Source organism: Deltaproteobacteria bacterium (assembly GCA_020848905.1).
In the GTDB taxonomy this organism is placed as follows: domain Bacteria; phylum Myxococcota_A; class Polyangia.
Map to the genome: position 1 here is coordinate 200,719 of JADLHG010000005.1, position 24,579 is coordinate 225,297.

Annotated in this window: 17 protein-coding genes; 8 read left to right on the forward strand and 9 right to left on the reverse strand. The window is 70.7% G+C overall.

What is annotated here, in order from left to right; all coding sequences use genetic code 11:
• Positions 1-106: 106 nt before the first annotated feature.
• The gene (locus IT371_03820; GenBank protein ID MCC6746760.1) at positions 107-808 is read right to left on the reverse strand and encodes an O-methyltransferase; all 702 of its coding nucleotides are present in this window, start codon (positions 806-808) and stop codon (positions 107-109) included.
• A 48-nt stretch (positions 809-856) separates the two neighbouring features.
• The gene (locus tag IT371_03825) at positions 857-1,597 is read right to left on the reverse strand and encodes an OmpA family protein (protein ID MCC6746761.1); all 741 of its coding nucleotides are present in this window, start codon (positions 1,595-1,597) and stop codon (positions 857-859) included.
• A 251-nt stretch (positions 1,598-1,848) separates the two neighbouring features.
• Between IT371_03825 and IT371_03830 the strand changes: the two genes are divergently transcribed.
• Positions 1,849-4,770 (forward strand): DNA translocase FtsK 4TM domain-containing protein, encoded by a 2,922-nt coding sequence (locus IT371_03830; protein ID MCC6746762.1) that lies wholly within the window; start codon positions 1,849-1,851, stop codon positions 4,768-4,770.
• A gap of 50 nt (positions 4,771-4,820) precedes the next feature.
• Positions 4,821-5,498, forward strand: a complete 678-nt coding sequence (locus IT371_03835; protein ID MCC6746763.1) for an outer membrane lipoprotein carrier protein LolA — start codon at positions 4,821-4,823, stop codon at positions 5,496-5,498.
• A gap of 9 nt (positions 5,499-5,507) precedes the next feature.
• On the opposite strand, the gene IT371_03840 is transcribed toward IT371_03835, so the two are convergent.
• The 3 genes from IT371_03840 to IT371_03850 all read right to left on the reverse strand — a co-directional run bounded on the left by IT371_03840 (position 5,508) and on the right by IT371_03850 (position 9,158).
• Positions 5,508-6,098 carry a DNA-3-methyladenine glycosylase gene (locus IT371_03840; GenBank protein ID MCC6746764.1) on the reverse strand — a complete coding sequence of 197 codons (591 nt, stop codon included), beginning with the start codon at positions 6,096-6,098 and terminating at the stop codon, positions 5,508-5,510.
• Between the two features lie 29 nt (positions 6,099-6,127).
• Positions 6,128-7,102, reverse strand: coding sequence for a serine/threonine protein kinase (locus IT371_03845; protein MCC6746765.1), 975 nt, complete (start codon positions 7,100-7,102; stop codon positions 6,128-6,130).
• Between the two features lie 94 nt (positions 7,103-7,196).
• On the reverse strand, positions 7,197-9,158 hold the full coding sequence (locus IT371_03850) for a TonB-dependent receptor (protein MCC6746766.1): 1,962 nt from the start codon (positions 9,156-9,158) through the stop codon (positions 7,197-7,199).
• A 284-nt stretch (positions 9,159-9,442) separates the two neighbouring features.
• On the opposite strand from IT371_03850, the gene IT371_03855 reads away from it, so the two are divergent.
• The 5 genes from IT371_03855 to IT371_03875 are packed head-to-tail and all read left to right on the forward strand — an operon-like array spanning position 9,443 to position 16,330.
• Entirely contained in the window at positions 9,443-9,949 is a 507-nt protein-coding gene (locus IT371_03855; GenBank protein ID MCC6746767.1) for a DUF4154 domain-containing protein, read from the forward strand.
• Positions 9,939-11,816, forward strand: coding sequence for a HAMP domain-containing protein (locus IT371_03860; protein MCC6746768.1), 1,878 nt, complete (start codon positions 9,939-9,941; stop codon positions 11,814-11,816). Before IT371_03855 ends, IT371_03860 begins: the two co-directional genes overlap by 11 nt.
• A gap of 7 nt (positions 11,817-11,823) precedes the next feature.
• Positions 11,824-14,121 carry a response regulator gene (locus IT371_03865; protein MCC6746769.1) on the forward strand — a complete coding sequence of 766 codons (2,298 nt, stop codon included), beginning with the start codon at positions 11,824-11,826 and terminating at the stop codon, positions 14,119-14,121.
• A gap of 3 nt (positions 14,122-14,124) precedes the next feature.
• The gene (locus IT371_03870; GenBank protein ID MCC6746770.1) at positions 14,125-15,342 is read left to right on the forward strand and encodes a YkgJ family cysteine cluster protein; all 1,218 of its coding nucleotides are present in this window, start codon (positions 14,125-14,127) and stop codon (positions 15,340-15,342) included.
• Positions 15,335-16,330, forward strand: a complete 996-nt coding sequence (locus IT371_03875) for a D-cysteine desulfhydrase family protein (protein MCC6746771.1) — start codon at positions 15,335-15,337, stop codon at positions 16,328-16,330. The genes IT371_03870 and IT371_03875 overlap by 8 nt, the downstream gene beginning before the upstream one ends.
• 16 nt (positions 16,331-16,346) lie before the next feature.
• Here IT371_03875 and IT371_03880 read toward each other — a convergent pair whose 3' ends face one another.
• The 4 genes from IT371_03880 to IT371_03895 form a co-directional block, all read right to left on the reverse strand.
• Entirely contained in the window at positions 16,347-18,086 is a 1,740-nt protein-coding gene (locus tag IT371_03880) for a fibronectin type III domain-containing protein (GenBank protein MCC6746772.1), read from the reverse strand.
• Positions 18,087-18,120: 34 nt separating this feature from the next.
• A complete protein-coding gene (locus IT371_03885) occupies positions 18,121-20,322 on the reverse strand; it encodes a serine/threonine protein kinase (GenBank protein MCC6746773.1) in 2,202 nt (733 codons plus the stop codon).
• A 217-nt stretch (positions 20,323-20,539) separates the two neighbouring features.
• Positions 20,540-21,772: a hypothetical protein gene (locus IT371_03890; GenBank protein MCC6746774.1), complete on the reverse strand. Its 1,233-nt coding sequence runs from the start codon at positions 21,770-21,772 to the stop codon at positions 20,540-20,542.
• A 295-nt stretch (positions 21,773-22,067) separates the two neighbouring features.
• A complete protein-coding gene (locus IT371_03895) occupies positions 22,068-23,150 on the reverse strand; it encodes a hypothetical protein (protein MCC6746775.1) in 1,083 nt (360 codons plus the stop codon).
• A 432-nt stretch (positions 23,151-23,582) separates the two neighbouring features.
• Here IT371_03895 and IT371_03900 point away from each other — a divergent pair, with 432 nt between their 5' ends.
• Complete coding sequence (locus tag IT371_03900; protein ID MCC6746776.1) at positions 23,583-24,575, forward strand: acyl-CoA thioesterase; 993 nt, start codon at positions 23,583-23,585, stop codon at positions 24,573-24,575.
• Positions 24,576-24,579 lie beyond the last annotated feature (4 nt).

Here is a 24,579-nt window from a genome sequence, read left to right on the forward strand (position 1 = left end):
CGGCAGCGTTTCGGCCTGCCTCGCCCTCGGATCTTCTGCAGGATCGTCGACGGTGCGGGCGTGGCGTGGGCTACGAACCGCCCTTTCCCCACATCGCGCCGGGCTCTCAGTCCGCGTCCTCGCTCGAGTCGGACGGCAGGGGCCCCGTGGGGGTGCGACGCGCAGCGAGCGGATGCCGAAGCGAGAGCCCCACGCCGTCGCGCACCGGCAGGAGGCTCGACAGGTACTCGGGGTCGGCCCACATGAGCCGGATGTACTCGCGAACACCCTCGGTGTCGGCGTCGGTTTCCCCGGCCGCCACGCGCCCGCTCCAGACCAGGTTGTCCACGATCACCGCTCCGCCGACCCGCACGCGTCCGCGAAAGAGCTCGTACGCCGAGGGGTACTGCTCCTTGTCGATGTCGCAGAAGACGATGTCGAACTGCCCCGTGGCCTGGGTCAGGTGCTCACGCGCGTCGCCGGTGAGAAACATGACCCGGTCGGCGAGGCCCGCACGCGTGAGGAAGTCCTTCGCGAGGCGCGTATTCTCGGGGTCGCCGTCGGTGTGGTAGACGCGCCCGTTCGGCCCCACCGCCCGCGCGAACCAGAGCGTGCTGTAGCCGAAGCCCGAGCCCATCTCGAAGACGCGCCGCGCTCCGGTCATCGTCGTGACCTGCGCGAGCAGGCGCCCGACCTCCGGCCCCACGATGGGAAACCGGCGCGCCGCCGCGAGCGCGTGCATCTCCGTCAGGATCGGGTCGTCGGGGAGCTCGGCGAGGCCGCGTAGCCAAGCGGCCACGTCGGGGCGAAGGGGAGGAGCGTGGGTCACGGGGATCACGACGCGGCGCGCGCCGCGTGGCTGGACGTGGGTCGAGGCCTACTGCTCGAAGGCCGGCAGCTCTTCGATGTTGGGCATGAGAACGATCTCGATGCGGCGGTTCGTGCGCTTGCCGTCGTCGGTGCTGTTGTCACCCACGGGGTCGTACTCGGAGTAGCCCGACGCGCCGAGGTGCTTGGGGTCCACGCCCTGCTCCTGCAGGAACTTCACGACCTCCACCGCACGCGCCGTGGAGAGCTCCCAGTTCGAGCGAAAGACCTTGGTCTTGATCGGAACGTTGTCGGTGTGGCCCGCGACGAGGAAGTCGCGGTTCGAGATGTCCTTGAGCACGCCCGCGAGCTGCTCGAGCGCCGACTTGCCGTCGTCCTTCAGCTTGGTCTTTCCGGGGTCGAAGAGGATCTTGTCGCTCATCTTGACCAGCATGCGGCCCTTGCGGACCTCCACCTGCAGCTTGCCCGCGTCGATCATGGACCGCAGCCGGCTGAGGAGCTGCTTGAAGACCTTCGCGCGCGCCTCGGACGCGGTCTGCGCGGCCCGGAGTTTCTCGAGCTCCTTCTTCGTCGCGCCGAGCGACCGCGCGAGCTGATCCTTGCTCCCGCCGAGCTGCGCGATCTTCTGCTTCAGGTCGGCCTCAGTGCTGGCCAGCGAGGTCTTCGTGTCGGCCAGGTCCTTCTTGCACTTCTCCATGTCCTTGATGACGGCGTTGTGCTGCTCTTCCGGAATGCCGCAGGCGCCCAGTAGTGAAATGGTAAGGGCGGCGGCCATCAGCGCTCGGTGCATCTGGGCCTCCTTGGTCTGAGCCCCCGAACTCCTCGGGAGCTATCGCCTTACTGCAGGGTAACGGCCGGGGACGTTACCGAAAACTGCCTTGCAGTTCAAGTGCTTTACAGCTTGGGAACGCCGTTTTGACAGGGCCGACCTGGCCCCGTATGATGATGTCGTACCAGTCGTTCAATGTGAACATATGTAGGCTCACAACCTACCGAAGGCGCGACGTGGCCCAACCGAATATCAAGCGCAAGAAACGATTAGTGAAAAAGGCAGCACGCCCCGCCTCCCCCGAGGAGACGCGCGAACCGGACAACGGCTCCGAGGCTCCGCACCGCCGCACCCACGAGGTCTTCGGCATCCTGGTCCTCGCTGCCGGCCTGCTCCTCGGCCCGAGCCTGGCCTCGGTGCAGTTCGGCGGGGGGCGCCTCATGGGCCCCTTCGGTCAGGCCCTCGGCAGCGCCCTCAACTGGGCGCTCGGCCTCTTCGGCTACCTGGCGGTGGCCGGGTTGCTCGCGGTGGCGGTCCGCATCTTCGCCGCGGCGCTCGGCCGCGGGCGCGAGCTGCGGGCCGCGGCCCATCGCTGGCGCACGCGGATCGGCGCCACCCTCGGGACGATCTTCGGCGCCGCGCTGCTGCACCTCGCGCTGCATCCACGCCGCCTCGCCGGAGCGTCGGCAGGCGGCCTACTCGGTGAGACCGCGGCCGAGCTCTTTCGCGGACTGCTCTCCACCATCGGGGCCTGGCTCCTCTGCCTCCTGGCGCTGGCGCTCGGCGTGGTGCTCGCCACCGACCTCTCGTGGGCCCGCATCGCAGTGAGCATGTGGCAGACGATCCGTCGAGCGGGCGCGGCCCTGCGCGAGCTCGGGGCCCGCACCGGCGAGCGCCTCCGGGGCCTCGCCGAGGGAGCACGAGAGGTGATGGCCCAGCTCCGCACCCAGCCCGAGGTGAGCGCCTCGGGCACGGCGGCCATGCCCCCCGTGGTGCGGCTCGACCTCTCGAAGCCCCGCGAGCGCGCCTCCGCACCACCGCCGAGGGAGATCGCGCCCATGCCGGCCGACCTCGAGATCGGTCGCGTCGCCGAGCCGAACCCGCTCTGCGCGGAGAGCTCCGCGCCTCCTGCGGTGGGCGAGGCGGCAGGGCCTCGTCGCCGTCGCCGCGCCACGCGGTCGCTTCCGGTCGAGGCGGCCGTCGCGGCCTGGATGACCGACGCCGTGCCCGAGACGGCGCGCCCCGCCGAGGAGGTCGAAGAGCCCGCCGAGGAGATCGAGGAGCTCACCGCCGAGGACATCATCTCCGACGAGCCGCTCGGCCTCGCGACCGAGGACGCGACGGAGGTCCTCAGCGATGGTGCTCGCGCGACCCGCGACGGCTCCGCGAGCCCCGACGCGCTGACCATCGTGGAGTCGCAGTTCCGCCGGCAGCTCGAGCTCCCCGAGATGACCGAGGCGCCGCACTCCAAGGAGGTCGAGGCCCCCGACGGTCCCGGCTTCGTTCTCAAGGGAGACGCGTACACGCTCCCGCCCCTCTCGCTCCTCGAGCTCCACGACACCGAGCAGGCCAAGGTGGACCACGACGCGATCCACGAGCAGGCCAAGCAGCTCGAGAGAGCGCTCGCGAACTACAAGGTCGTCGGCAAGGTGACCAAGGTGCACCCGGGGCCCGTGGTCACGATGTACGAGTTCGTCCCGGCCCCGGGCACCCGCGTGAACAAGGTGGCGAACCTCTCGAGCGACCTGGCCATGTCCCTCGAGGTGCAGCGGGTGCGCATCGTGGCTCCCATCCCGGGAACGGGCGCGATCGGCATCGAGGTGCCGAACGAGCGCCGCGAGACGGTCTCCTTCAAGGAGATCATCGCCGACGAGTCGTTCCGCGCGCACAAGTCGCGCCTCGCGCTGGCCCTCGGCAAGAACATCTTCGGCGCCCCGGTGGTGATGGACCTGCAGAAGATGCCGCACCTGCTGGTAGCCGGAACCACCGGCGCCGGCAAGAGCGTCAGCATCAACGGCATGATCTGCAGCCTGCTCTACAAGAGCACCCCGGAAGAGGTGCGGCTGATCATGGTGGACCCGAAGCACATCGAGCTCGTCGGGTACAACGACATCCCGCACCTGCTCCTCCCCGTGGTGACCGACCCGAAGAAGGCGAACCTCGCCCTCCGCTGGGCCGTGGCCGAGATGGAGCGGCGCTACCAGCTCCTCGCGGACGCGCGCGTGCGCGACATCTCGGCCTACAACCGCAAGGTGGAGCAGCAGCGTGGCGAGACGGAGGGCGGCGAGGTGGAGAGCGCGGGCGTCGAGCGCGCGGCGGTACACGCGGCGGAGCCGACGCAGGTGCTCGTGGTGCGCAAGAACGCCGACGGCAGCGAGGTGGCGCTCGTCGGCGCCACGGGCCTCTCCGACGACGGCGCGGCGGACGGCATCCCGATCGACGTCGAAGCCGACGAGGAGCTCGCGGCGGAGCGCGCGACGGAGAAGGCGAGTGCGCGCCGGCCGCGCCGTGGGTCGGGCAAGGAGCAGAACCTCAAGCGGCTCCCCTACATTGTAGTGATCATCGATGAGTTCGCCGACCTCATGACCGTGGCCTCGAAGGAGGTGGAGACCTCGGTGGCCCGGCTGGCGCAGAAGGCCCGCGCGGCGGGGATCCACCTCATCCTGGCCACGCAGCGGCCGTCGGTGGACGTGATCACCGGGCTCATCAAGGCCAACTTCCCCTCGCGCATGGCCTTCTACGTGCGCACGGGCCACGACTCGCGCACCATCCTCGACGCGCAGGGGGCGGAGCACCTCCTCGGCTGCGGCGACATGCTGGTCGTGGACCGCGGGGTGGCGATGGATCGCGTCCACGGCGCGTACATATCCGACGAGGAGATCCACGGCGTGGTGGAGTGGCTGCGCGAGCAGGGGCGGCCGGTCTACGACATGGACATCCTCAAGCCCCCCGAGGACGAGGAGGACGCCGAGGGGGGCGGAGCCGCCGAGGACGAATGGAACGACCCGGTCTACGACCAGGCGGTGGCGCTGGTGGCCGAAACGCGCAGCGCCTCGATCTCGATGGTGCAGCGCCGGCTGCGGGTCGGCTACAACCGCGCCGCGCGCATGGTGGAGCGCATGGAGCGGGAAGGGATCGTGGGCCCCGCCGACGGCGTCCGGGGGCGCGAGGTGCTGATCCAGGACCACGGGTAGCGCGTCGATCCGATCTGCGGTATCAGCAAAGGATCGACCCGAGAGCCCCGATGCGACGACTCGCTCTGCCCCTCCTGCTGCTCGCCCTCTGCGGTCCCACCCTCGCCCGGGCCGCGGCTCCCCAGCCCCCGGTGACCGAGGTGGTGGCGAAGATGCAGGCCTTCTACGCCAAGACGAAGGACCTCAAGTCGGCCTTCAAGCAGGTCTACACCGACACGCTCTACAACCGGAAGCGCACCAGCTACGGCTACCTCTACGTGAAGAAGCCGGGGATGATGCGCTGGAACTACGTCCAGCCGGAGAAGAAGGCCTTCATCGCCGACGGGAAGGAGCTCTGGGTCTGGGAGCCCGAGGACCGGCAGGCCTTCCGCAACCCGCTGAACACCCAGAACCTCTCCACGGGGCTGACCTTCCTCCTCGGTACCGGCGACCTGCTGAAGGAGTTTCGCGTGGCGTATGCGACGGACAAGGCCGAGCTCCTCGGGGGACCCGACGACCTGGTGGTCAAGCTCACCCCGCGCAAGCCCACGGCGCAGTACACGCACCTCGTGCTGGCGCTCCGGCCCGCCGACTTCGCCGTGGTGGAGTCCATGGTGGTGAGCAAGCACAGCCAGAACCATTTCGTGTTTACCAAGATGGAGGTGAACACGCGGGTGCAGAAGAGCCGCTTCGCCTTCGCGCCGCCGCCCGGGACCAAGGTCGTGGACGGGGCGAAAATCAAGCGCTAGCGAACGCCTTCAGCGCAGCGGCCGAAGCTCCTTGCGCGCGCTGACCCAGAGGCTGTTCGCGACGGCGAGGCGCCACGGGGCCCGTCGGTGGCGCGGCTCGGCGTAGTCGATGCCGACGCGCGGACCGGCAAGCACCGCGGCCGGAGGCTCCCCGACCACTACCTCCAGGTTCCCCGGCTCGTAGACCGGGTGGTGGTTGAAGGCGAGGTCGAGGCCCAGCGCGGCGGCGACCTTTCCCGGGCCTGTGAGGAGCACCGGCCCGGCCTTGCCACCGCGGCGCGCGCGCACGACCTCGAGCCCCAGGACGGGCTCCGCCGCTCGAACGAGCACCGCCGCCGCCTCCCCCTCCTCGCCCGTGACCAGATTCAGAAGGTGATGCATCCCGTAGCAGAGGTAGACGTAGGCGCGCCCGGGAGGCCCCCACATCGGGGCGTTGCGGGCCGTACGTCCGACGCGCGCGTGGTTCGCGGAGTCCTCGGGGAAGCGGTAGGCCTCGACCTCGGTGATGCGCAGGGTTACCTCACCGTGGCGGAGGTGCGCGCCGAGCAGGTCGCGCGCGACCTCGAGCGCGTCCCGCGCGTAGAAGGCCTGCGGCAGCAGGGACGCGGCCGAGCTCCGTCGCGGTCGCCTCAGCCCCACCCCTCTTCCTCGGCGAGAAGGGCGAGCTGTTCCTGCAGGTCGACGTACTGCCCCTCCCAGTAGCTCTCGGTGCCAAACTGGGGGAAGGCGCGCGGGAAGGAGGGGTCTTCCCAGCGCGCCGCGATCCACGCCGCGTAGCGCACGTAGCGCAGGCCGCGCAGCACCTCGATGAGCCGCAGCTCGCGCCGGTCGAAGGGGCGGAACTGCTCGTAGCCCCTGAGCAGCGCGTCGACGTCGGCGGGACAGTGCACGGGGCGCGCGGGGAGCACGAGCCAGAAATCCTGCACCGCGGGCCCCCGACCCATGTCGTCGAAGTCGAGGAAGAAGAAGCCTTCCCGGCCGCGCAGCAGGTTGCCTCGATGGCAGTCCCCGTGGACCACGAAGGTCGTGAGCTCCTGCCATCGCCGCTCGCCGTGCTCCACGAGGCGCTTCACCGCGTCGGCGTAGCGCGCGCGCAGCCCGGCGGGCATTTGCGTTCGCTCCTCGATCACCGCCAACGCCTTGCGGCCGTAGACCTCGGGCGAGATGTCCGGACGATTCCGGAGCACGAGGTGCGCCGAGACGTTGTGGATGCGGCCGAGGAGGCGCCCTATCTGCTCGAGATCGCCCTCCGGCAGCTCGTCGGGGCAGCGTCCCCCCGTGCGGGGAAAGAGCGCGAAGAAGATCCCTTCCGGGGTGGTGCGGAGCGTCCCGCCGTCCTCGAAGGCCGTCGGCGCGCACACCGGGATCTCGGCCTCGACGAGCGCGGCCAGGAGCCGGTGCTCGTCGAGAATCGTCTCGCGACTCCAGCGCCCGGGCCGGTAGAACTTGCCCACCAGGCGCCGGCGGTCCTCGAGCTCCACCTCGTAGACTCGGTTCTCGAGGCTGTTGAGCGCGTAGCAGAGTCCGGTCGTGGCGTGCCCCGATTGCTCCACGGCCTCGAGCACGCGCTCGGGGGTCAGGCTGAAGAACTGTCCGTTTTCCATGTTCCGGCAACCTAGCACGGAACGGCGCCCCGCGAGGGCCGGCGCCTCGAGGGGGCGCACCGCCGACCCGCGCGCGACTTCACCAGAGGCGACTTCACCAGAGGCGGTAATCGGCCTTGAGCCAGAAGGTCCGGCCGTTCTGCTCGAGCATGGACTGCACGTGCTCGGCGCCGCCGAGGTGAAAATACCGCGCGTCGAGCAGGTTCCTCACGCAGGCCGTGATCACGAGTCCCTTCGGCAGCTCGCGCGAGAGGAGCGTGAGGTCGACGAGCGAGTGGCCGAGGACCACCGTCTGCTCCTTGCCGGTCCGGCGCGAGACGTACCGCGCGGCGAGCGACACGAAGAGGTTGTCGCGATAGAGGGGCACCGACAGGTTCAGCTGCGCGAGGTGCGCGGGCGAGTTCTCGAGCGGCCTCTCGGTGGCCACGTCGTGGGTCCGCTGCGCGGCGTAGCTGACACGCAGGTGCACCCCGCGGATCCGCCCCTCGAGCTCCGCCTCGAGACCGTAGGCGTGCACCGTGTCCAGATTGGTGAAGCGCACGTTTCGAAGGGCGTCGAGCGTGGCGAGCCGGATCAGCTCGTGCGCGCGGTAGTAGTAGCCCCCGAGCTGCCCGCGCAGGTAGCGCCCGAGGTGCTGCTCCAGCACCGCCTCGTAGGTCTGGATGCGCTCCGGCCCGAGGTCCGGGTTCCCAAGCTGGGCGTCTCCCTGGGCCGGGTCGCCGGCCGCGTAGAAGCGTTCGTAGGCGCTCGGCGCGCGAAAGGCGGAGCCCACCAGCAGCTTGAGATGCGCCCGCGACCAGGGGCTCACGATCACCGCGCCGCGCGGGCTCAGGCTGCCGCCGATCGGTCCGACGTAATGATCGTAGCGCACGCCTCCCGTTACGCTCACCCGCCGGTGCGGCGTCAGGTCTGCCTGCGCGAAGGCCCCGAAGAGGGTGGTGGAGTCCCTCCGCTCGAGCTGCACGACCCGCGGCTCGGCGTCGTAGTTGTCCTGGTTCTGGCGGAACTCGTGGCGCAGCTCGCCCCCCCCGCTCAGCTTGAGCCAGCGCGTGACGGGGTGGCTGACGAGGACGTCGGTCCCCCACCAGCTCCCCGACCCGGTGTCGCGGTTGATCGCCCGTAGCGGCGGGTCGGTCTCGGAGGCGCGGCGGTCGTAGGGGTAGTCCCCATCGTAAAACGAATGATTGAACGAGGCCCGCGCGTCGAGCTCGAACCCGTTTCGGAACCGCTTCTGGTAGCGCAGCGCCGCGTACCCCTGGGCGTCGATGGTGGCGAGGCTCGGGTCGCCGAAGATCGTGCCGAACGAAGCGGTGGGTACCCGCTTCCTGCGCCAGCCGAAGGCCCCGGTCGCCGAGAGCCCCGCCACGCGCGTCGAGGCGAAGAGCTGCGCCCAGTCCTCCGCGTCCTGCTTCTCGACCATCCCGTTCCGGGTGCTGGGGTCGTCGAACTCGCGGTAGTAGAGCCACCGCTGGCCGTCTCGGTGCCCGTAGGTGGCGGAGACGAGGAGGTCGACCGGACCCACCCGCCGGCCGAAGCGCGCCGCGGCGCGGTACGTCCCGAGGCTACCGAGCCCCACCGACGCGCTCGCGCCGACCGACGCGGCGGGTTTCGTGAGCACATTGATCACGCCGAAGAACGCGTTGCTCCCGTAGAGCGAGGAGCTCGGGCCGCGCACGAGCTCGACGCGCTCGATGAGGTCCAGGTCCACGGGGAAGTCGAGGCCGACGGAGGCCGAGTCGTAGACGCTCGTGTTCGCGCGCTGCCCGTCCACGAGGAGCAGGGCGCGCGTGTTGTAGTCGCCGGTCAGCCCGAAGCCGCGCATGCCGAGGTAGCTGTAGTTGCGATCGTCGGTGACGTAGACGCCTCGCAGGCTGGCCAGGAGCTCGCCCAGCGTCAGGTAGCCGTAACGCTGGATCTCGTCCGCCATCACCAGGCTGACCGCCGACGGCGCGTCCTGCTGCCGCTGCTCGTAGCGCGACGCGGTGACGACGGGTTGAAGCAGCTCCTCGAGCGAGACGTCTTCGATGCGCTTCGCAGCGGGGCGGGCCGATGCCACGGTGACTGCGGTCAGAACGAGGGCGCAGCCGAGGAGGCCGGTCGGACCTCGCAGCGCGCCGAAAACACCGTCGGCACGTCCCCCGCGTCGAGAGAAAACGAGCGTTCTATTCAACGTCCCGACCCGCCGTGTGCGGCGGCCCCGAAGATGACAGTGCCGGGGCCGCGAAGTATCCTGATCATGCATCGTTCGTCGCGCGAGAGGAAGAAATCCTGCTGCGTCGCTTCACCGGACTCGTCTGCCTGGCCGCGTGCCTCCGCTGCACCGCCGCGCACGCCGAGCCGATGCTCCCCGCGGATCGGCAAGCCCTGCTGCTCCTGAAGGTGCTGTCGTACGACTACCGGCTCCCGCAGCGCGCCAAGAAGACGGTCCAGATCCTCGTCCTCTATCGGCCGGAAGAGCGCGCCTCCCGTCAGGCGGGCGACAGCCTCCTCCGCGCCCTGCAGGCCCTCTCGGGCTACACGGTGCACCGCCTTCCCGTGCGGGCGACGCTCGTGGCCTATCGCGGGACTGCCGCGCTCGACGCGCAGCTCGCCCCGCTGCAGGCCAGCGTCATCTACCTGGCCCCCGGGCTCGACGCCGCGCTGCCGGACATCCTCGCCCTCACGCGCAAGCGCTCGCTGGTCCCCGTCACCGGCCTTCGGAGCTACGTGGTCTCGGGGGTCCCCGTTGGTGCCATCCTGGCCGGGTCCCTGCCCCGGATCGCGATCAACCAGCGCGCCGCGCAGCTCCACGGCATGCAGCTCTCGTCGCAGCTCTTCAAGGTCGCAGAGCTCGTGCATGGACCGTAGCCCGGCATCGAGACGCGCGGGGCCGTCGCTCCGTGCGCGGCTCTATACGGCCTTCGCGAGCGTGGTGCTGCTGGTCGTCGCCTTCGTCGCCACGTACTACCCCGCTCGCCTGGCGCGCGAATTCGATCAGCGCCTCGAGGCCGAGACGAGCGCCGCGGCGACGCTCCTCTCGCACCACCTCTCGCCGGCGGTGGAGTTCGAGGACCCGAAGGCCGCGCGCCAGGGCCTTCAAGGGGTGGGGCACCTGCGAGACGTGACCTACGTCGCCGTAGTGGCCGGCCGCGGGGAGCTCCTCGCGGAGCGCGGGGAACGAGCCGTCGCGCTCCGACCGGGCCCTCCCCAGCCACGCGCCTGGCGCGAACGCGACCGACTCGTCGTGGAGCAACCCCTCCGCGGCGTCGAGGGGCGCGTGATCGGGTTGCTCCACCTCGAGAGCTCGCTCGCGCGGCTGCGCGAAAAGCGCCGGGAGGACCTGCGCGCCACGGTCGCGGTGGGCATCGGCATTCTCGCGCTCGGTGTGCTCGCGGCGTACGTGCTGCAGCGCCTCCTCGTGCGGCCAGTGCTGGACGTCACTGCGGGCGTCGAGCGCATCACCCGGGGAGAGCGGGACGCGCCCGACGTTCCCGTGACCTCCAACGACGAGGTGGGGCGGCTGGCGCGGGCCTTCAACGCCATGCGCCACGAGCTACGACGCACCACCGTCTCGCGCGACTTCCTCGACCATACGGTAGACGCCCTGGCCGACCCGTTGCTCGTGGTGACTCCCGCCGGCCGCGTCGAATCCATGAACCGCGCGCTCTTCGACCTGCTCGGCAGCCCCGAGGTGCCCATCGTCGGCCAGCCGCTCGAAGGCACCCCCCTCGCCCCGCTCGGGACGGCATGGCGGCGCGTCCTCGAGGCGCATCGCGTGCAGGACGTCGAGGTGGCGCTCCGCGACGGCCACGGGGAAACGATCCCGATGGTGGTCAACGGCTCCCGGGTGCTCAACGCACAGGGAGAGGTGGAAGCGGTCCTGCTCCTCGGGCGAGACGTGCGCGAGACGCGACGTCTCCTCGCCGCCGCGGCCCGCGCAGAGGTCGAGGCCCGCCGCGCCGAGGAGCTGGACCGGGCCTACCGTCAGCTCGACGAGGCGCACCGCGAGCTCCAGAGCACGCAGGCCCAGCTCGTGCAACAGGGACGCCTCGCGGCCGTGGGCGAGCTCGCCGCCGGCGTGGCTCACGAGCTGAACAACCCGCTCACCGCGGTGCTGACCTACGCCGTGCTCCTCGGACGCAAACTGGAGACGCTCCCCCCCGAGCTCTCGGCCAAGGTCCCGGAGTTCCACCGGCAGCTCTCGCTCATCCAGACCGGCGCGAAGCGGTGCAAGACCATCTCGGACAACCTGCTCAACTTCGCCCGCAGCGCCCCCGCGGAGCTCGGTCCGGTGAAGCTCCAGCCCGTGGTCGACGCGACCTTCGACCTCATCGGTACGCTGCTCGAGCGCCGGCGCACCGAGGTCGTGAGCCAGGTACCGGCGGAGCTCTCGGTCTGGGGAGCCGAGGGGGAGCTACAGCAGGTCTTCACGAACCTGGCCATGAACGCCTGCCAGGCCATGTCCGACGGTGGCACGCTGACCGTCGTCGCCGAGCGCGCCGGTGAAGACCGGGTGCGGATCTCCTTTCGCGATACGGGCCAGGGGATCCCCCCGGACGTGCTCCAGCGGGTCTTCGACCCCTTCTTCACCACCAAGCCGATCGGCGAGGGAACGGGCTTGGGCCTTTCCATCGTTCATGGCATCGTGAAGCGCCACCGCGGCGAGATCAGGTTGCGTTCGGAGGTCGGCGTCGGCACCACGGTGGAGATCCTCCTGCCCACCGGCAGGGAGTAGCGCAACGATGCCTCTAGCTTCGCGACTCGCGATCTTGCTCGTCGGCACCGACGAGGCCCTTGCGTCCCTCGCGGCCCGGACCTTCGCGCCGCTCGGGCTGGACGTGGAGCGTGCCGACGAGGGGGCGGGCGCGCTCCAGCGGTTGCGGAGCCAACCCTTCGGGCTCCTCATCGTCGGGGAGCTCGTCGCGGGCCCGGTGCTGCAGGACCTCGTGCGCGCCGCCCGCATGTCCCACCCGGGAACCCTGGTCGCCGTGGCCGGCGAGCGCCCCTCGGCCCCCGGAGAGCTCTCGCCCGCGCTCTGGGCCGATGCCTGCTTTCCCTCCCTCCCTTCGACCGCGGACCTCCTGGCGCTGTGGGAGCGGCGCGGTCAGCGGAGCGCGTTCACCGAGATCCCCGAACGCCCCCGCATCCTGGTCGTGGACGACGACGCCCTGGTGCTCGAGTCGGTCACCGACGTGCTCGCCGAGGCCTACGAGGTGCGCTCCGAGCGATCGCCCCGGCAGGCTCTCGAGGCCCTGAAGCAGTTTCCGCACCAGGTGCTCCTCACGGACGTGATGATGGACGAGCTCCGCGGCACCGACCTCGTGCGCGCCGCGAAGAACATCCACCCGCCGCTCGTGGCGATGGTCATGACCGGCTACGGCAGCAAGGAAGTGGCCGTGGAGGCGCTCCGCGAGGGGGCCGACGAGTTTCTCGAGAAGCCCCTCACCCCCGACTCCATCCTGCGCGCCGTCGCGCGAGCCTGGCACGGCGTACGACGCGAGCTCGAGATCAGTCGACTGCTCCAGGAGCTGCGCCGCGCAAACGAGGCCCTCCGCGAGGCGAACGAGGAGCTCACCGTGCTGGCCTCCTTCGCCGACCTCGACCCGGCCCCGCTGCTACGCGTGGACCGCGGCGGCCGCATCGTGAGCGGCAACCGCGCCGCGATCGAGATTCTCGACGGCGATAGCCTCGCGGGGCGGTCACTGCACGAGGTCTTCCCCGAGCTCGGCGAGCTGGACCTCGCGAGCTGCATCGACGAAGGACGACACGTGACGCGCGAGGCGCGCCTCGCCGACCGCGACTACCAGTTCCTTCTGCGCGGCGTCCCCGAGCTGGGGCTCGCGCACCTCTACAGCAGCGACGTCACGGAGCTGAACCGCACGCGGCAGCAGCTCCACCTCTCGCAGCGCCTCGAGGCGGTGGGAAAGCTCGCCGGAGGGGTGGCGCACGACTTCAACAACCTCCTCACGGTGATCTCCCTCTCGATCAACAACCTCGCCGAGCGCGTCCGGGATCAGGATGCCCTCGAGGACGTGGGGCAGATCCAGGACGCCACCGAGCGCGCCATCCGGCTCACCCGCCAGCTCCTCGCCTTCAGCCGCAAAGAGCTGATCCGGCCGCGGGTGCTACAGGTCAACGAGGTGGTGGCCGAGATGCACCAGCTGCTGCGCCGGACCGTGGGCGAGGACATCGAGATGCGGCTGGTGCTGGGCGGCGCCCGCACGTCGGTCTACATGGACCAGGGGCAGCTCGAGCAGGTGCTGCTCAATCTCGTGGTGAACGCGCGCGACGCCATGCCCCACGGCGGCAAGCTGACCATCGAGACCTCCGAGGTCACGCTCGACGAGGTCTACAACGCGCAGCACGCGGGTGTGCCGCCCGGGCGCTACGTCCTGCTCGCCGTGAGCGACAGCGGGGTGGGGATGCCTCCCGACGTCGTCAGTCGCGCCTTCGAGCCCTTCTTCACCACGAAGGAGCAGGGGAAGGGGACCGGGATGGGGCTCGCCACGGTCTACGGGGTGGTGAAGCGCGCCGAGGGGGCGGTGTGGCTCTACTCGGAGGTGAGCAAGGGGACCACGGCGAAGGTCTACCTGCCCGTCACGACGCGGCCCGGCTCGTACGACTTCCCGTCGCTGCAGCCGCGCCCCCGGGACGGCAAGGGCGAGGTGATCCTGCTCGTCGAGGACGACGAAGGGGTGCGCAGCGTGGCGCGGAGGCTCCTCCGCGACCACGGCTACACCGTCCTCGACGCGCCGCGCGGAGACGAGGCGCTCGCGGTGGAGGCGCAGTACAGCGGGCCGATCGACCTGCTCCTCACCGACGTGGTGATGCCGGGACTTTCGGGCAAGGACCTCGCGGATCACCTGACGGCGCGCCGACCGTCCCTCAAGGTGGTCTACATGTCCGGCTACACCGAGACGGCGGTGACCCACCGCGGGGTTCTCCTCGAGGGGGTCAGCTTCGTCCACAAGCCCTTCACCCGGGACGCGCTCCTCGTCAAGGTGCGCGAGGTCCTCGACGGCGACCGGCGTTCGAGCTGACCCGTGGCCAAGGACGTCGTACTCCCCGACGCGCGTTACACCTGTCAGAGCTGCGGTCGCTGCTGTCGCATGTGGACCGTCACGGTCGACGCCGCGAAGGTCGAAGCTCTTCGCCGGCACGCCTGGGGGAGCGACCCGTTCTTGCCCAACCGCGGAGCCGGCGACTCCTTCCGCATCCGGATGGTGGACGGCCGCTGCTTCTTCCTCGCCGAGGACAACCGCTGCCGCATCCACACGGAGCTCGGCTACGAGGCCAAGCCGGAGGGGTGCAAGGCCTTTCCGCTGCACCTGGCCGAGGTCGGCGGCACGACCTACGCGCGGCTCAGCTTCTACTGCCCGACGGTCACGCGAAACGAGGGAAAGCCCCTGCGCGAGCAGAGCCGGTGGGTAAACGCCACGCGCAAGGCGGCCGGAGAGCTCGCCCGCAAGGCCCCCGTCACGCTCGACGGCACGCTCGAGCTCTCGACGCAAGAGCTCGCGGCGATCGAGCAGGCCCTCCTCGCCTCGCTCGAGCGGAGGGAGGCGCCCGTCGCCGACCGGCTCGCCGCGGGGTCGGCGCTCCTCCGGAGGCTCGCCAACGCAGCGGGCGCGGCGGGCAAGAGCGGCCTCCGCCCCGCCCTCGCGGAAGCGCAGGCCTTGGAGTTCAGCTCGCTCGCCGCGGAGGGACGCCGCGGCGGTCGCCCCTCGAGAGCCGGGCCGGTGCTCTCGCTGCTCCTCGGCCAGGATTGCCGACCCACCAAGCTCTCCCGCTTCGCGCGCTTCTTCGGCGTGCGCCTCGCAGGCCTCGGCCTGACGCCCCTCCGCTCGCACCACGTCGCGGCGCGAGCCCGCTTCGGCGCGCTGCGCAAGGTGGCCTTCGATCCGCCGACCGAGCAGGAGGAGCTCCTCACGCGCTACCTGACGCACAAGCTGCGCGCCCGGCGCCACCTGGTAGGCGATGCGAGCCTGTTCGGCGGCTTCAACCTGCTCGTCGCGGCCTACGCGGTGGTCAACGTGCTGGCCCGCCTCCAGGCCGCGCAGGCCGGGCGGGGGCGCTGCGCGGCGGAGGATGTGACCCGGGCCGTCGAGGCTGCAGACCTGCTGGTCCTCGAGCACTCGACGCTCTATCATAGCGACCTGTTTGCCGCCTTGACCCAATCGGTGCTGGCCAGCCCGACCCTCTGCTCCGACCTGCTCGCGCGGCTCGGGGGCGGAGCTGGCGAGGGAGGACGCGATGAGTAACCTTGAATACCCCTCCTCCGTGGAGCTGGCTCACCTGCCCACGCCCCTCACGCCCCTCGAGCGCCTCTCCGCGCGACTGGGCGCGGAGGTCTTGTGCAAGCGGGACGACCTGACCGGCGCTCCGCTCTCGGGCAACAAGGTCCGCAAGCTCGAGTTCCTGATGGCCGACGCGCTCGACCGTTCCAGCCCCGGGGTCGTCACCTGCGGCGGCGAGCAGAGCAACCACGCCCGCGCCACCGCCATCGCCGCGGCGCGCCTCGGCCTGAAGAGCCACCTGCTCCTGCGCACGGCCGACCCGAAAAACCCGCCCGCTCTCGAGGGGAACATCCTCCTCGACCGGCTCGTGGGGGCCTCGATCCGCTGGATCAGTCGCGAACAGTGGAAGGAGCGCGACGCGCTGATGGCGTCCGACGCGCAGGGCCTCGCCGCGTCGTGGGGCGGGGCGCCGTACGTGATCCCCGAGGGAGGATCGGACGCGGTCGGCGCGTGGGGCTACGTACGGTGCGTCGCCGAGCTCGCCGAGCAACTGGGCGCGGTGCCCGCCACGATCGTCTACGCCACCGGGTCGGGGGGCACGGGGGCAGGCCTCATCGCGGGGTGCCGGTTGCTCGACCTGCCGTATCGCCTCGTCGGCGTCTGCGTCTGCGACGGCCGCGCCTACTTCCAGCGCCGCATCACGGAGATCCTCGCGCAGATGTCCGCCCGCTACGGGGTGGACGTCACCACCGACGCGGAAGGGATCGAGATCTGGGAGAACTACGTGGGCCGGGGCTACGCGCTGAGCCGCGAGGAGGAGCTGCGCTGCCTGATCGACGCGGCCCGCCTCGAGGGGCTGCTCCTCGATCCGGTCTACACGGGGAAGGCCTTCTACGGGCTGCTCACCGAGCTGAAGAACGGCCGCGCGCTCGGCGGCCCGGTGGTCTTTCTCCACACGGGCGGCATCTACGGCCTCTTTCCGAAGGCCGCGGAGCTCGCACCGCTCCTCTGAGCGTCCGCCGCGGACCTCACGGCACGTAGTAGAGCGCGCTCGACCGGCCGAGGCTCGGGTAGACCGTCTTCGTCGGCGCGACGTTGCCGGTCACCGTGCGCGCCGAGCTCCAGGTGCGGATCTCCGCCGCGCTGTCCCGCAGGAAGAAGAGCGTGTCGTTCACGACCTGGATGTTCATCGCCTCGGCGGCGTTCGACCCCGTGAGTGACGTCGCCGGGAGCTGCGGCCCGTCGAGCTTCGTCGCGTCGGCCACCGAGTAGACCGTGCCCGTCGCGTCGCGCGAGGAGACGTAGAGGCGGTTGTAGGTCGGGTCGACCCAGACGCCGTGGTTCGACAGACCTCCGCTCGAACCGAGGGCGAGCAGGCTGATCGTCCGCGACGGCGCGAGGCCGTGCGTTCCGGCCAGGCCCCCGAGACCCCTGAAGACCAGCACGTTGCCGTAGTTCGACACGTAGAGCTCGTCGGCGGCCTCGTCGAGGTAGAGCTGCGCCAGATTCCCCCCGAGCCCGGTGCTGGACCCCGTCACCACGACCGTCGGGGCCGTGTTTCCGTTCACCACCGACGCGTTGCTCCACCCCATCAGCCGGCCATTGCGGTTCACCACGTACAGACGGTTTCGCTGCCGGTCGATCGCCACGCCCGTGGGCTGGGAGAGCGTGGTCGCGGCTCCCTCGAGCACCCGCGCGGGAGCGGCGTTCCCGTTCACCGCGCCCGCGCGGTTCCAGATCGTCACGATGTTTCCGCCGAAGTTCGTGGAGTAGATCGTGCCCCCCTTCGGGTCCACGGCGAGGGACGCATACCAGGGCGCGCCGATCCGCGTGGCCGCGCCACGGATGACGCGCGTGCCACCGCGCGCTCCCGTCGGCAGCGCCGCAAAGCAGTCGAAGATCTCGATCGCGTTGTCCCACATGCTCGAGACGAAGAGCGTGTCGCGCAGCTCCACCGTCGGGCGAGCCGCCACCTCGTTCGACGGATTCGACTCCCACCCGTTCGCCCCCACGGCCACGACGACCGCATAGTACGGGGTGCCGTTCGTCAGCCCCGTATGCACGTAGGGGCTGGTCACGGCCGCCACCCGCTGCGCCGTGGTCTTGCTCACGCCCGGAGCGGTTTGCCAGTAGAGGTCGTGGCGCGTGGCGCCCGGCGTCGGGACGAACGCGAGGCGCACGAGCCCGTCACCCGCGCAGGCGGAGAGCCCCGTGGGCGCCGCCGGGGCGTCCTGCACGACCACCGCCGCGGAGGGGACCGAGGGGGGTCCCTCACCCGCCGCGTTGCGGGCCGTCACGGTGAAGGTGTAGGCCGTTCCCACCTGCAGCGACGGAAAGGTCGCGCGGAGCGTGGATGGATCGCGCACGTCCAGGAACAGGTTCCCCGGGCTCCCCCGCACGCCGTAGCCCCCGATCGGGCTCGACCCGCCGTTCGCGGGGGGGATCCAGGTGACCACGAGCGTCCGGGGCGCACCCGGTGCGGCGGTCACCTTCTCCGGAGGCCCTGGTGGCGTCCCTCCCCCAGCCTCGCGCGGCGGCGGCAAGGGACCGTCCGGCTGGAGCAGCCCGTCGACGGGATGCGCGCCCCCGTCGGCGAGGCCCGCCTCACCACCGCGATCTCCGGCTCGTCCGTCGGTCACGGCCCCGTCGGTCGCGGCCCCGTCGGTCACCGAGGCGCCGTCGCCGGTCGGAGGAAGCGCCGGTAGGCTCGAGCAACCCCCGAGCAGGGCCAGCACGCAGAGGCCATTCGGCCAGCGCGAAAGACGCATGCGTCATCTCCCATCCCATCGTTCGGACACCGCGCTACCCGTCCTTGGCGTTCGCGGCGAGGTATTCGAGCGCCGAACCGAGCTCCTTGCGGATGCAGGCGTGCCGATACCGGTTGCGGAAGAACCCCGTGCGCGCCTCCCGGGCCGCCTTGAGTACGGGGATCGCACGTCGGTCTCTGGTCTGCCTGAGCCGCGCGACGACCTGGCCCCGCGCGGCGCAGCTCTGCAGCTGCTCCAGGTCGAGCGAGAGCGTGCGGACCCAATCGATGCGTCGTCCGGCGTTGAGCGCCAGCACCATCTCCACGGCCTTCTGTCGCGAGGTGAAATCCCGGCTGGCCGTGGCGCGGAGCAGCGTCTCGAGCGCCGGCGTGCCCACCCGCTTGCCGAGAAACTCGAGCGCCGCAACCCGGACCTTCCGGACCTCGACGAGGGCGCGCGCATCCTCGAGCACGCGCGCATCGTGGCGATAGCGCCCGTCGAGCTCGATGGCCCGCGCGTAGGCCGCGAGGCCCTCGGCGTGCAGCTTGCGGCAGATCTGGGCCGCCCCGAGGAGGTAGTGCGCGTAGGCCAGCGACGGCTGCTCGCGCACCAGATTCAACAGATCGAGGCTCGCCTCCCGGCAGTACTGCCGCGCGAGGAACATGCGCACGCGCTCGATGCGCGCCGCCGCCGAGGCCGGAATGGCGCCACGGGGCTGCGCCGCAGGCTCGGCGACGCGCGGGCTGGCCTTCGCTCCGCTCCCCTTGCCGACGCCCGCGCTCCTCGCCCCGCCCGCGCCTCTCGTGCGGGGCGTCTCTCCAGCGGGCAGCGTCGCGTGCGTAGCGACTGCCTCCCTGTTCCCCGCACGCCCCGTCGCCTTCGCGACGTCCCCTCCGGGCAGAGCCAGCGCCACCACCAGCGCCAGGAGCGCGACCCCGCCCACCCCCGAGCCCAGCACGATCCGACCCGGCCCGGTTGCCACGAGTCCGCGCGCCCGAAGCGCCCAGGTGGGCCTGCGTCCGAGCCCCTCGCAGCGGTACCACCCGCCGTAGAGGCCCGTCGCGCGCCGCGCGAGCTGAGTCACCTTGGTCGTCCACGGCGCAGCGACGGCGAGGCCACCTCCCGCCGCGCGCTGGACGCGCCCGAGCGCGTCGAGGAACTCCTCGGCCGACTGAAAGCGATCCCGCGGGTTCTTCTCGAGCGCCCGCGCCACCACCCGCTCGAGCTCCACGGAAAAGACCCCCGGCGCGACGCGACCGAGCGACGGCGCGCGGGTCGACAGCTTGATTCCGAGCAGCTCGACGTGGTTCTCGGCCTCGAAGAGCGCGCGCCCCGTGAGGAGGTTCCAGAGGATTACGCCCACGGCATAGAGGTCGGCGCGACCGTCCACGTCGTCGCCCACGGCCTGTTCGGGGGCCATGTACTCGGGGGTGCCGAAGACCACGCCGGCCTCGGTGAGCCGCTCTCCGCGCGAGCCGCCCGTGCGCGGGAGCTTCGCGATGCCGAAGTCGAGCACCTTGACCAGCCAGCCCCCGTCGGGAGCCTCGAGGAGCATCACGTTCTCGGGCTTCACGTCGCGGTGGATCACCCCGGCCTGGTGCGCGTGCTGCAGTCCGAGCAGGGTCTGCCGCACGATGTCGAGCGCCTTGCCCACCGGCAAGGGCTGGCCGCGCAACGAATGGAGCGATTTCCCCTCGAGGAACTCCATCACGAGGTAGAGCTCGCCCGACCCCGCGTGGCCGAAGTCCGTCACGGCGATGCAGTTCGGGTGCTCGAGCCGACTCGTGGAAAGGGCCTCGCGTTCGAAGCGCGCGGCGAACTCGGCCGTCTGCGCCAGCTCGCCGCGGATCACCTTCATCGCGAAGCGCTTGCCGAGCCGCAGGTGGCGCACCTCGTAAACCGCGCCCATGGCCCCCGCCCCGAGGCGGCGGATCACCGCGTAGCGGTCGTCCAGGTTCTTGCCCACGAGCGGGTCGGGCCCGGCCGGGGTGCCGCACGCGGTGCAGAACGAGAGTGCGGGGTCGAGCAGCTCGTCGCAGTTGTAGCAGCGCGGCCCCTCCGAGCCGTCCCCCTCCGTGGCAGCGTCGGCGCTCCCGGGGTCGGACCCCCGCGCGGGTCGGGGCTGGCGCGGCAGCGGCCCGGTCATCACCGGCTGCAGCGGGCCCGCCGCGGGGGCCGGACGCGCCGCCGTGCGCTCGTTCACCGTCGCGTCCTCGTCGCGGGAGGGCCTCGCCCCGCCGGGGACGGGATGGCTCACGGTCGGAGCGACCTCCTGAGCGGAGGCGTCGCGTCCTGCGCGCGGCAGGCTGCCTTCGCGCTCGTGGTCGCGCTCCCCGTTGGCTCGAGATTCCGGCACGGCACTTTAGGGTCGCACTCTTGCCAGTCGCTTTCAACCGAAGGCTCGGCGAGCGCTGGATGTGGGATGCGGAGGGACGAGGGAGGGACGAACCGGGCGAAGACCGACGCGTGGAACGCTACCGCAGGGCGTCGGCGAAGGCGTCGAGGCGCATGCGCTCAGCCGCCACACCACCCATGGTCTCACCCGGCGCGAGGTCGGGGATGGTGTAGGGGAAGCCCGCTCCGATCCAGCCCTTCTTGTTGCGGTCGCGATAGACCTTGCCCGAGCCCGGGCTCTTGTAGCGCGCGTTCGAACGGTTCCACTTGAGCGACGTGAACGGATCCTCGTGCACCTCGCCGAAGACCGTGACCATGTCGGCCTTGATGCTGTGCGTGCGCACGAGCGCGTGCGGATCCGCCTGGTGCGACAGCCCCCGCTCCTTCTGGAAGTCGAGGAGCACCTGGGGGAGGTTCGGCGCGGCGTCGATGATGAACTGGAGCTCGCTGCGCTGCGCCTCGTAGGCCTTCAGGTTTTGCTCGTAATAGTAGCTGCCAGGCTCCGGGGCGACGAGCGCGGCGAGCTTGGCCTGCGCCCGCGCCTTGATGCCCGCGTACTGCTTCTTGAACTGATTGCCCCAGATGGAGCCCGCGCCGGAAGAGGACAGCGCCGCACAGCCCTCCTGACCACCGGGGTACCTGCAGCTCGCCGGAGGTTTCGGGTTGAAGCCGTAGATGATCGGCCCGTGCGCCTCGAAGTTCGGGCTATACGTCTCGCCCTTGCCGTTCAGGAAGAGCTTGTAATGGCGCGCGTAGTAGAAGGCCAGGAAGGCGTTCATCTGCTGCTCGTTCACCATGAAGGTGGCCTCGGTACCGCTGAACCTGTAGGTCCGCATGTCACTGAGGCTGCTGCTACCGTCCACCCAGTTGTAGGGCACGAACTTGTCCCCGAGCCGCAGATACCCGCTCGTCGAGCCCATGCTCGCCGGACCCACGGCCGCCATGAAACCGATGCTGTGCTTCCCGATGGCCTCCACCCACGCGGCCTGCGTGCTGAGCGGCTGCCCGCCCGAGCTCTCGGAAGCCACGGCGCCGGGAACCACGGTCCCCGTGTTCACGGCCGCGACGACCATCGCCCCGCCGAACGACTTCGTCCCGCGGCTCTGATAGACCGCGGCGTAGGCCCAGCGGCCGAGGTTCGCCTGCTGCAGCCGGGTCACCACGTCGGTGACGGCCGCGAGGCGCGCCTGCGGGACGACCCCCGAGGTGCCGCCCGCCACCACGCTCCGCGCATGCGCGGCGCCCACCGCCGAGAGGACCCCCACGGCGATCAGCGCGGCCAGAAACGACCGAGGTGTTCTGCTTGCTCTCATGTGCGAACCGCTCCCTTCTCGAAGTGCGAGGACCGAGGCCAGCCCTCGGGCGCGCCAACCACGTCGGCAGCGGAAACCGGAGGTGAGGGGCATCCCCGCTCGACCGGCGCCGCGACGGACGGCAGATGAGCAAGGCATGTGCCACGCCGGATACGTGAAAAATACTTATATGTACAGAAGGTTACTTTTGATGCGGGCTGGCCCCGCGAGGATCCCGGAAGGTGCGGTCAGTGGCTGCCCGAGTGGCCGCCCGAGGGGGAGCGCTGACCCCGGTGCGCAGTCGCGCGACGACGTTTCAGTTCGCGCTGCGGAGCTGCGCGGCGAGGCCCGAGAGAGGCAGACGCTCGTTCACGAAGGCCCCGCTGCGCTTGCCGGCCGGCAGATCCGGGATGGTCTTGGCCCCGCCCCCGATCGTCCGGTACTCGCTGGACCAGACGATGTCGCTGATCGCGTCCATGACCGGCTTCTCGTCGTAGTTCGTGTCGTAGGAGTAGGCGTTGAAGGCGGTGATCATTGCCACGGTCGAGAGCGCGTAGTTCTTCGTAGTGAGATACTTGGGGCTCGTCCACTGCCGCGCGCCGATGCGCGTGGCGAAGGCGTCCAGGGCATCCACCGTGGCGGAGCTGATCCCGTGGAGCTCTGCGATCTCCGGGTGCTCGGCGGCGAAGGCCTGGATGCCGGGCAGGCTCCGGCGGAAGGCCTCGCGCCAGGCCGGAGAGAGCATCGAGGAGGCCGCGCCGGCGCACCCCTCGGTCTTGAAGCCGCTGCGATTCCAACTGTCGAACGAGGGCGCGATCGTGCCCCCGCGCTTGTCCTTGAAGAGGTGATAGCTGCGCGCCGTGCAGTACGCCGTGGCGGCCGCGATCTCGGCGGGAGAAGCCTCGAAGGTGGCTTCGGTGTACTCGGAGCTCGTGTTCCATTCCACGTCGCGCGGCATCCCCGACGCGGTGCCGTTGCCCTGGATGGTGCCGTACGGCCAGAATCGCTTGCCGATGCGCAGGTAGCCGCTCCCGCCCGACTCGAAGGGGGTCCCATCGTTCATGAAGCCGATCGAATGCGCGCCGACCTCCTCGAGCCAGCGCCCCATGTTGGTCTGGTTGACGGCACCGACGAGGGTCGCCCCCTCCGCGGCTCCGGCGGCGGCGTTCGTCCACTTGAAGATGTTCAGGTAGGCGCTGACTCCGGCGCGGGCCAGCCGGCCCCGCATCACGTTCAGTCGCGCCACGTGCTGGCCGTCGAGCTCCACCGCCACCTTCGCTCCGCGAATCGTAACGGGAGCGCCCTGCGTCTGCCGGCTCGAGCGAGCCTGAACCACACTAGGTAACGCCGCGACGGCGAGGAGCACACCGATCCAGCCAAGGGCACGACGTGACCTCATGGCAACCTCCTTTTTCTCGTCGAGCAGAGCAGCCCGTGCAGCGAGCCGCTCGAGGGAACCGAACGCTTCTGGCCCTGGACATGAGCAACCGGCGTACCAAGCGTGCCGACGCGGACCGGCCCTCTCTCGTACAGGTCTCTCGCGAACTTGCACGCCTCGCGACACGCCGGCCGGCGATGGTCGCGAACTGAACACCTGGCACCCTGGCCGGTCACTCCTCGACAATCGGTCGAATTCCAAATTACGAAGGGTCGCGCGAGGGGCGACGCGTGGCAGGGCGAGGCCCGCGCCCAACCGCCGCCCCTGGCACCTGCAGCCGCTGCCGCGCAGACGCAGTCGCCACGCTCCGGCGCGTCCGTAGCACGCAACTGGCCGAGATCCCACGACGCGATTGCCGTCCGGCGTAGCACGCCGTTTGCACGAGGAGGCCGCGTGAGCTTCGCGCGCGCGCATCTATTCTTCTCGCTCGGGCTTCTCCTCTGGACTGGCGGCCCCGCCGTGGCCGCCGAGCAGCTCGGCCGGGCGCGCCTCGGGGAACGGCGACTCGCGATTCGCGTGGCCGCCATGCCCGCCCACAACAACTCGCACGGCAACATCTTCGGCGGCTGGTTGCTGTCACAGATGGACCAGGCGGCGAACCTCACCGCCAAGCGCTGGGCCGGCGGCCGTGTGGCCACCGTGGCCATGGACGAGATGACCTTCAAGAAGCCCGTCCGGCAGGGACAGAAGCTCTCCCTGTACACCACCATCGAGCGCGTCGGGCGGAGCTCCATGACGATCAAGGTGGAGGCCTTCAAGCGCGACCCGAACGCCGGAGTGGACGAGAAGGTGACCGAAGGGACCTTCACCCTGGTGGCCCTGAACCTCTTCGGCCGGCCACGTCCGGCGCCCCTCGCCGACGGAGAAGGGAACCCGCGACGCGGACTGCTCGACCGCCTCCTGGCCTACGTGTACCGGCCGCGCGTGGGAGCCGCCGAGCGACGGGCCAGGGCCGAGCGCGAGGCCCGCGAACGTGCGAACCCGCCCCTTCTGCCCGCCGCGGAGCCGGCCGTGCACCTCCCGGTCACCGCGCAGGACGTGGACGCGCGGGGCAAGGCCCTCGGCGGGTGGATCCTCTCGCAGATGGATCTTGCTGCCGGCGGAGTGGCCCAGAGCCGCGCCGGCGGCCGCGCGGTCACCGTGGGCGTGACCGGCATGTCCTTCGAACACCCGGTCCGCGTCGAGGACGAGGTCAGCCTCTTCTCGAAGGTGGTGAAGACAGGGAGCACCTCGCTCACCGTGGACGTGGAGGCCTGGCGCACGACCCCCGGAAAGAGCCGGCCCGTGCGCGTCACCAAGGGCACCTTCACCTTCGTGGCGGTCGACGAGCACGGCGCAAAACGCGCGCTACCGGCGGAGGCGTCCCTGCCGAGCCCTGCCGAATAGAGCG

What these genes read in the sequence shown, in the direction of transcription:
- IT371_03855 (MCC6746767.1), top strand. Translation starts at nt 9,443, where the DNA reads ATGCTCCCCGCGGATCGGCAAGCCCTGCTGCTCCTGAAGGTGCTGTCG.
- IT371_03835 (MCC6746763.1), top strand. Translation starts at nt 4,821, where the DNA reads ATGCGACGACTCGCTCTGCCCCTCCTGCTGCTCGCCCTCTGCGGTCCC.
- IT371_03890 (MCC6746774.1), bottom strand. Translation starts at nt 21,772, where the DNA reads ATGAGAGCAAGCAGAACACCTCGGTCGTTTCTGGCCGCGCTGATCGCC.
- IT371_03865 (MCC6746769.1), top strand. Translation starts at nt 11,824, where the DNA reads ATGCCTCTAGCTTCGCGACTCGCGATCTTGCTCGTCGGCACCGACGAG.
- IT371_03825 (MCC6746761.1), bottom strand. Translation starts at nt 1,597, where the DNA reads ATGCACCGAGCGCTGATGGCCGCCGCCCTTACCATTTCACTACTGGGC.
- IT371_03875 (MCC6746771.1), top strand. Translation starts at nt 15,335, where the DNA reads ATGAGTAACCTTGAATACCCCTCCTCCGTGGAGCTGGCTCACCTGCCC.
- IT371_03895 (MCC6746775.1), bottom strand. Translation starts at nt 23,150, where the DNA reads ATGAGGTCACGTCGTGCCCTTGGCTGGATCGGTGTGCTCCTCGCCGTC.
- IT371_03860 (MCC6746768.1), top strand. Translation starts at nt 9,939, where the DNA reads ATGGACCGTAGCCCGGCATCGAGACGCGCGGGGCCGTCGCTCCGTGCG.
- IT371_03880 (MCC6746772.1), bottom strand. Translation starts at nt 18,086, where the DNA reads ATGCGTCTTTCGCGCTGGCCGAATGGCCTCTGCGTGCTGGCCCTGCTC.
- IT371_03845 (MCC6746765.1), bottom strand. Translation starts at nt 7,102, where the DNA reads ATGGAAAACGGACAGTTCTTCAGCCTGACCCCCGAGCGCGTGCTCGAG.